Source organism: Variovorax sp. WDL1 (assembly GCF_001541225.1).
In the GTDB taxonomy this organism is placed as follows: Bacteria; Pseudomonadota; Gammaproteobacteria; order Burkholderiales; family Burkholderiaceae_C; genus Variovorax.
In genome coordinates this window covers 49,967-57,388 of record NZ_LMTS01000029.1, presented here as the reverse complement: position 1 = coordinate 57,388, position 7,422 = coordinate 49,967, and the positions used below count along the sequence as shown (strand labels likewise).

Below are 7,422 nucleotides of genomic sequence, written 5' to 3'. Positions count from 1 at the left end.
CGAAGGCCCCGGGCGCCAGCAGCCAGTCGCCGCGAGAGACATCCAGTTCGCGGTCGAGCACGATGCCGGCGCTATGCCCCGCATGCACGGTCTTCGGTTGGCGCGTGTGGCTCAGCACCTGCGCCACCGTGGCTGTCTGGTTGCCCGGCAGCACGGCGACACGCTGGCCCGGTTCCACATGGCCGCTTGCCACGCGGCCCCAGAAGACCCTGCGGCCCTTGGAGGTATCGGCCGAGCCGGAGAACTTCTCGACCCACTGGACGGGGAAGGCGAAGGGCACGGCCTCGTCCTGTTGGGTGACAGGCAGGTCCTCGAGCAGCTCGATGAGGCTCGGGCCTTCGTAGCCGCACCAGTCGTCATGGCGCGAGGCGACGTTCCAGCCCTTCAGCGCCGAGATCGGCACGGTGGCGGCAACCCGCACGCCGGCGGCTTCGGCGAAGCTCGCGAGCGCGCTGGAGATGCGCTCGAAGGCAAGGCCGGCATCGGCGATGGCATCCAGCTTGTTTACTGCGAACACGATCGACTGCACGCGAAGCAGGTGGCACAGCAGCGTGTGGCGGCGCGTCTGCGGGAGCAGCTCGCGGCGCACCACCTCGCCATCCTCGACCTCGGCGGCCCAGTCCAGCTTGGTCGCGTCGATCAGCACCACGGCGGCGTCGGCGCTGGAGGCCGCGGTGACCATGTTGCGCGTGTACTGCTCATGGCCCGGGGCGTCGCCGATGATGAACTTGCGCCGCGCCGTGGAGAAGTAGCGGTACGCGACGTCGATGGTGATGCCTTGTTCGCGCTCGGCCGAGAGGCCGTCGGTCAGCAGGGCCAGGTCGGTCTCGCCGCCGCGCTGCACGCCGGCCAGCTGGTCCTGCAGCACGGTCTTGCTGTCGACCAGCAGGCGGCCTATCAGCGTGCTCTTGCCGTCGTCGACGCTGCCGCAGGTGATGAAGCGCAGGGCGGTGCCGGTGTCGCCGTGGAGGGTCTCGGGCACCGGGAAAGTGGTGGTCGTCGTCGCGTTCATCAGAAGTAGCCGTCTTTCTTGCGCTTTTCCATCGAAGCCTCGGAAGTCTTGTCGTCCATGCGCGTTGCGCCGCGTTCGCTGACCTCCGCGGCCAGCGTCTCGATCACCACGTCGGCGGCGTCGGCCGCCAGGCTGTCGACGGGGCAGGTGCAGGTGATGTCGCCCACGGTGCGGAAACGAACGTCACGGACCTCGGCCTTTTCACCGTCGCGCAGCGGCGTGAGCTCGGTCACCGGCACCAGCAGGCCGCGACGCTCGACGACCTCGCGCTTGTGCGTGTAGTAGATCGAGGGCAGGGCGATCTTCTCGCGCTCGATGTACTGCCAGACGTCGAGCTCGGTCCAGTTCGAGATCGGAAACACGCGGAAATGCTCGCCCGGTGCGAGGCGGGTGTTGAACAGGGTCCAGAGCTCGGGCCGCTGGTCCTTGGGCTGCCATTGGCCGAAGGCGTCCCGGTGCGAGAAGATGCGTTCCTTGGCGCGAGCCTTCTCCTCGTCGCGGCGCGCGCCGCCGATCAGCGCGTCGAAGCGGAATTCCTCGATCGCTTCCAGGAGCGTGACCGACTGGTGCACGTTGCGCGACTCGCCCGGATGCGCCAGCCGCACGGTGCCGCGCGCCATCGAGTCCTCGACGCTGCGCACGATCAGCTCGGCGCCCAGTTCCTGCGCGCGGTGGTCGCGGAAGGCCGTCACCTCGGGGAAGTTGTGGCCGGTGTCGATCATCAGCAGCGGGTAGGGCAGGCGGCCTGTGCCAAAGGCCTTCTCCGCGCACTTCAGCAGCACCAGCGAGTCCTTGCCGCCCGAAAAGAGAAGCGTCGGCCGCTCGAAGGAGGCGGCGACCTCGCGCAGGATGAAGATGGCTTCTTCCTCCAGCGCATCGAGCTGGGCGTTGGACAGGCGGGCCGGCGTGCAGGCTGTCTGCAGCAACAGATCGTGTTCGGTTCTGGCGTTCATCGGGTGGAGTGCTCGGTGCGGTGAATCAGGGAAGCCATGGCGCTCAATGCGCAAGATGCAATCCGCATTCGCGGTTCTCTTCGCCCTTCGTCGGATCCACGTAGTCGAAGTTGTTGGGCAGGCCCTGCGCTTCGCAGTAGGCATGCAGGTCCTTGGACGACCAGTTCAGCAGCGGCGCAACCTTGATCAGGCCATCCGGATTGACGCTGACCGCGTCCATTTGCGCGCGCACGGCTGTGTCGGTGGCCCGCAGCGCGGTGAACCAGACCTTCGGTGCCGTCTCGCGCAGCGCACGGGCAAAGGGCTCCAGCTTCACTTCCTCCGTGAAAGCGGCATGGCGCGGATCGTCGAGCGCCGGGGTCGGGCCCTCCACCGCTTCGCGATGCGCACGCGAGCGGCGCGGCAGGTAGATGCGCAGGTCCAGGCCCAGCAGCTTCGTCACCTCGTCGGCAAACCGGTAGGTGGCCTCGGTGTTGTAGCCGTTGTCCATCCAGACCACGGGAACATCCGCCTTTGCGCGCGCCACCATGTGCAGGATCACGGCCTCGAACGGGCGAAAGTTCGTGGTGACGATCGCAGGCTGGCCCAGGCCGATCGCCCAGTCCACCAGGCCCTCCGCGTTGTGGCTGAGTTCGGAGTTGATGCGTTCGAGGTCGATGCTCATGTCGAGGTTCTCATGCGGGCTCGGATCCCGCCGCCGCGAAGTGCGGCGTGGGCTGCACCGCATCGCCCTGGTAGAAGTCGCCGAAGCGGTCGAACTGGCGTTGTGCGTCCGAGGCGTCGACGCCTTCCTTCAGCACGGCGCTGGAGAATCCACTGCGCTGCATCTGCACCAGCTGGTCGATCAGCACATCGCCGGTGGCGCGGATGTCGCCGTTGAAGCCGAGGCGCCGCCGCAGCAGGTAGGCCTGGCTGAAAGCGCGGCCGTCCGTGAATTTGGGGAAGTTCAGGTCGATGCGCTGCACGTCGGCGAGGCAGATCTCGATTGCCAGCGGGTCGGCATCGTTGGGGAGCTGCAGCACGCTCGGGTCGCCGTCGTCCACATGGTCCTCGGCGGCGATCAGTTGGAGCGTCCTTTTCATGCGGCCTCCTCGACCTTGAAGCGCGCGCCGTTGGCAGCGGCCTTGAACGGATCCATGCCGACGCGGCGCAGCGTGTCGATGAAGCTCTCGCCGGCATTGCGCGTGTCGCGGTAGGTGTTGAGCACGGCCTCGACCACGTCCGGCACCTCTGCCGCAGAGAACGACGGGCCGACCACCTTGCCGGGCAGCGCCGGGCCGTTGCGCGCGGCACCGTCGGAGCCGCCGAGCGTGACCTGGTACCACTCCTTGCCGTCCTTGTCGACGCCGAGGATGCCGATGTGCCCGCTGTGGTGGTGGCCGCAGGAGTTGATGCAGCCGCTGATGTGCAGGTCGATCTCGCCCAGGTCGTCGAGCTCGTCGAGGTCCTGGTAGCGCTCGGTGATCGCGGCGGCGATCGGGATCGAGCGCGCATTGGCGAGCGAGCAGAAGTCCCCGCCGGGGCACGAGATCATGTCGGTCAGCAGGTGGATGTTGGGGCTCGCGAAACCGGCTTCGCGAGCGGCGAGCCAGAGCGCATGCAGGTCTTCGGCGTGGACCCAGGGCAGCAGCAGGTTCTGCTCGTGCGTGACGCGGGCCTCGCCGGCGCTGAAGCGGTCGGCAAGCTGCGCTGCCGCCTCGAGCTGGCTGGCCGAAGCATCGCCGGGCGCCTGGCCGAGACGCTTGAAGGACAGCGTGACGGCACGCAGTGCCGGATTCTTGTGCGGGGCCACATTGCGCTGCAACCAGCGTGCGAACTGCACGTCCTCGTCGGCCTGCGCGCGCAGCTCGGCATCGGTTTCCTCGGCGCTGCGGAACACGCGCGTGGCCAGCTTCGGCGTCACGAAGCTCGCGGTCACGCGGTCGAGCTCGGCCTGCGTGATGGTGTGCGGCGCGCCGTCGTGCTCGACGACCTGCCTGTATTCGGCCTCGACGTCATCGATGTAGCGCTGGCCCTCGGCCTTGACCAGGATCTTGATGCGGGCCTTCCAGGCGTTGTCGCGCCGGCCGTAGCGGTTGTAGACCCGGATCACGGCTTCCAGGTAGTTCATCAGCTGGTCCCACGGCAGGAACTCGCGCACCACGGTGCCGATGATCGGCGTGCGGCCCATGCCGCCGCCGACCTTGACGCGGAAGCCGAGTTCGCCTTCGTCGTTCTTGTGCAGTTGCAGGCCGACGTCATACCAGCCGGTGGCAACGCGGTCTTCGACGGCGCCGGTGATGGCGATCTTGAACTTGCGCGGCAGGAAGGCGAACTCCGGATGCAAGGTGCTCCACTGGCGCATGATCTCGGCGAAAGGGCGCGGGTCTGCGATTTCGTCCACGGCGATGCCGGCCAGCTCGTCGCTGGTGATGTTGCGGATGCAGTTGCCGCTGGTCTGGATGCCGTGCATGTCGACGGAGGCCAGCAGGTCCATCACGTCGGCCGACCTGGACAGCGGGATCCAGTTGTACTGGACGTTGGTGCGCGTGGTGAAGTGCGCGTAATGCGTGGGCAACCGGACGCTGCCCAGCTTGCCCTGGATCTCGTTCGCATGCCTGTAGACCTCGGGATCGGGCGCGTCGTACTCGCGTGCGATCTTCGCCAGCACGCGCAGGCGCGCGCTGGAGAGTTCGCCATACGGAACGGCCACTCGCAGCATCGGCGCATAGCGCTGCACATACCAGCCGTTCTGCAGGCGCAGCGGCCGGAACTGTTCTTCGGCGAGCTTGCCGGCCTGCCAGCGCTCGAGCTGGTCACGGTATTGCGCCGCACGCTGGTGCACGAACTGGCGATCGAAGTCTGTGTATTGGTACATCGTGTTTTCTTTGCTGATGGAAGACGTGCGTCCACGGCCCTGTCAACGAGCCACGGACTTTAGAAGTGCGCCTTATGGAAACAAACTATTTTTTGGTTAGCGTCTTATGCGGATAAGCTTATTCGCCAGACTGCATGCGGCTCGCAGGCCGATGGAATGCTTATTCCGGATAAGGCCGGTCGCGCCCGGGCCGGCCCGGCCCGGAGCTTCCGCCCAGTGTCCAGGTCAGGGCGAAGTCCCGCCGAGCGCCTGCTGGATGTCCTCCAGGCCGCGCCCGCGCGTCTCGATTCCGCTGCGCATCAGCATCAGCGCGGCCACCGCCATCGGCAGCGCGATCAGCAGGGCCGAGGCGGCGAAATGGCCGAAGACGCCCAGCACACCGAATCCCGCGCCGAGGATGCCCCCGAACTTGGAGCCGGCCGCCACCACGCCCGAGCCGGTGCCGCGCAGGTGGACGGGGTAGATCTCCGCCGCATACGGGATGAGCATTGCGATCACCCCGCTCGAGCTGACCAGCAGCAGGGCGGTGGTCAGCACCATCGCAAGGTTGGACTGCACCCGTGCCACCCCGAGGCCGAAGAACAGCAGCAGCGTCGCCGCGGTCAACGCGATGAACAGGACCAGCGCCTTGATGCTGCTCCAGCGGTGGTAGAGCCAGATCACGATTGCGATGCCCGGCAGCGCCAGCAACGCCGATCGGGCCAGCAGCGCGCTGGCGGCGGTGGCGTCCATGCCCATGCTGCCGAGATTGGTGGGCAGCCACAGCAGGAAGCCGAAGTTCACCAGGCCCCACGCCACGCCGCAGACCAGCAGGCCCCAGGTAATGCGCGCGTGGCTGCCCCGCAGCAACTGCCGGATGCCGCCGGCCGGCGCTTCCTCTTCGGCCACAACGGCGGCGGCAGCGGGCTGCCCGTTGGTCGTCGGTCCCTTGCCGGCAAAGCGCGCGAGCACCATGCGCGCCTGGTCGTCGAGCCCGACGTTGGCGAGGAAGCGCGGCGACTCGGGAATGAAGCGGCCCAGGAAGACGATCAGAAGCCCCGTCGGCAAGCCCAGCAGCCACAGGGCGCGCCAGCTGAACTCCGGCACCAGCAGCGCTGCCGATCCGGCCGCCAGCAGGTAGCCTGCCGAGGTGCCGATGCCACCCAGCGCGACCAGGAGCCAGCCGCGATGCGCGGCCGGCACGGTCTCCGCCATCAGCGTGAAGGTGATGGGCAGCAAGCCACCGGCCGAGGCGCCCATCAGGAAGCACATCGCCAGGTTCCAGCCGAAGCTCGGCATCGCGCCGCAGATCGCGGTGCCGATGAACATCAGCGCCGACAGCAGGATCGCCGCACGGCGGCCGAACACGTCGGCGAGCCGGCCCCACAGCACGGAGCCCACCGTGGTCCCGGTGAGCGCCACCAGCGCGAGCACCCCGGCAGTCTGCTTGCTGATCTCGTACTCCTTCGTCATGCCGGGCATCACGAAGCCCAGGGTGGCGGGCTTCAGTACATCCACCGCGAGGGCGATGACCAGCACGATCACCAGCTTCCAGTGCTCGCCGTTCAACGGCACGCCGTCCGCCACGTGGAACTGCAGGTGGCGGTCGGCATGCAGGCTCTTCTTCATCTGGGCGATGCGCGGCATCAGGCCGTACATGGCCAGGAGTACGCCCAGCGGGATCATGGCCATGCCGGCGAGCATGGTGGAGTCCATCTCCATGCCGACCATCTGGTAGCCGGTATGGCGGCCCATCATGAACATCGGCACATGGGCCAGCACGCCGCCGATGATGGCAATGCAGCCGAGCCAGAAGGCAATAGGGTGGTGGAAGGTGAAGTTCTGGGGTTTCATGCGGTCTCTTGCGGCCGCACATGGTAGCCAGGCGCTCAGCGACAGAAGCCCCAGCCGCCCACTTCGAGATGGAAATGGTCCGCATGCAAGGCGTTGTAGTCGGGTCCCAGCACACCCTCGAAGAAGCGGCAGGCGCCGGCATGCGCGTCGCGCAGGAAGAGCGCTTGCGCGTCGTTGCCGCTCCAATCGCGGCGCACGGAGATGCGCGCCCGGTCCTCGCGCACGAAGCCGGCGATGTCGATCGCGTCCGCGGTCGCATGGCGGCTGCGTCGCCCGGCGCGCGTGCTGCCTTCGCCGGTGTTGATGTCGCGGCAGGCGTAGCTGCCGAGGTGCTCCACGGTGGCAACGGGGCCGCCCAGGCGCTGCGACGCCGCCGGTTGCAGGGCGTGCCGCTCCCACATCGCAAAGGACAAAGCCGCGCGGCAGCTCAACAGCGTCGGCGAGGACAGCGAGACACTGCGGCCGCCGCGCAGGCGCAGGGCGTTCGTCAGTCCACAGCCGGGGCCGGTGCTGCGGTCTGCCACCGGCTCGTACTGCAGGCCTGACGGCTCGAGGGCGGCGAAGCAGCGCGCGGGGTCGGATCTCGCGCGGCGCAGCTTGAGGGCAGTCAGCAGGTTCGGCTCCGCGGCCACGTGCAATGGCGCCAGGGGGTTGAAGCGATCGGGAAAATCGAGCGCGCCGAAGCGCAGCGCCGCCGCCAGCAGCGCCGCCAGGGCGATCAGAAAAGCGAGGAACAGGACAGGCCGTGAAACCGGGCGCACACCCCG

Annotated in this window: 7 protein-coding genes; all 7 read right to left on the bottom strand. The window is 67.8% G+C overall.

Annotated elements, in window-relative coordinates; all coding sequences use genetic code 11:
- A partial coding sequence (locus APY03_RS06310; RefSeq protein WP_232324173.1) for a GTP-binding protein occupies positions 1-1,012 on the bottom strand: 1,012 nt, incomplete at its 3' end.
- Positions 1,012-1,965 carry a sulfate adenylyltransferase subunit CysD gene (cysD, locus tag APY03_RS06305; protein WP_068675025.1) on the bottom strand — a complete coding sequence of 318 codons (954 nt, stop codon included), beginning with the start codon at positions 1,963-1,965 and terminating at the stop codon, positions 1,012-1,014. The genes APY03_RS06310 and cysD, both read right to left, overlap by 1 nt.
- Positions 1,966-2,008: 43 nt before the next feature.
- Positions 2,009-2,629 (bottom strand): phosphoadenosine phosphosulfate reductase domain-containing protein, encoded by a 621-nt coding sequence (locus APY03_RS06300; RefSeq protein WP_068675019.1) that lies wholly within the window; start codon positions 2,627-2,629, stop codon positions 2,009-2,011.
- Positions 2,630-2,639: 10 nt separating this feature from the next.
- Complete coding sequence (locus APY03_RS06295; protein WP_068675017.1) at positions 2,640-3,047, bottom strand: DUF934 domain-containing protein; 408 nt, start codon at positions 3,045-3,047, stop codon at positions 2,640-2,642.
- Positions 3,044-4,822, bottom strand: a complete 1,779-nt coding sequence (locus tag APY03_RS06290) for a nitrite/sulfite reductase (protein WP_068675015.1) — start codon at positions 4,820-4,822, stop codon at positions 3,044-3,046. Before APY03_RS06290 ends, APY03_RS06295 begins: the two co-directional genes overlap by 4 nt.
- 225 nt (positions 4,823-5,047) lie before the next feature.
- The gene (locus APY03_RS06285; RefSeq protein WP_068675013.1) at positions 5,048-6,655 is read right to left on the bottom strand and encodes an MFS transporter; all 1,608 of its coding nucleotides are present in this window, start codon (positions 6,653-6,655) and stop codon (positions 5,048-5,050) included.
- A gap of 35 nt (positions 6,656-6,690) precedes the next feature.
- Positions 6,691-7,422 (bottom strand): extensin-like domain-containing protein (locus APY03_RS06280; protein WP_332307377.1); only part of this gene is annotated, 732 nt, incomplete at its 5' end.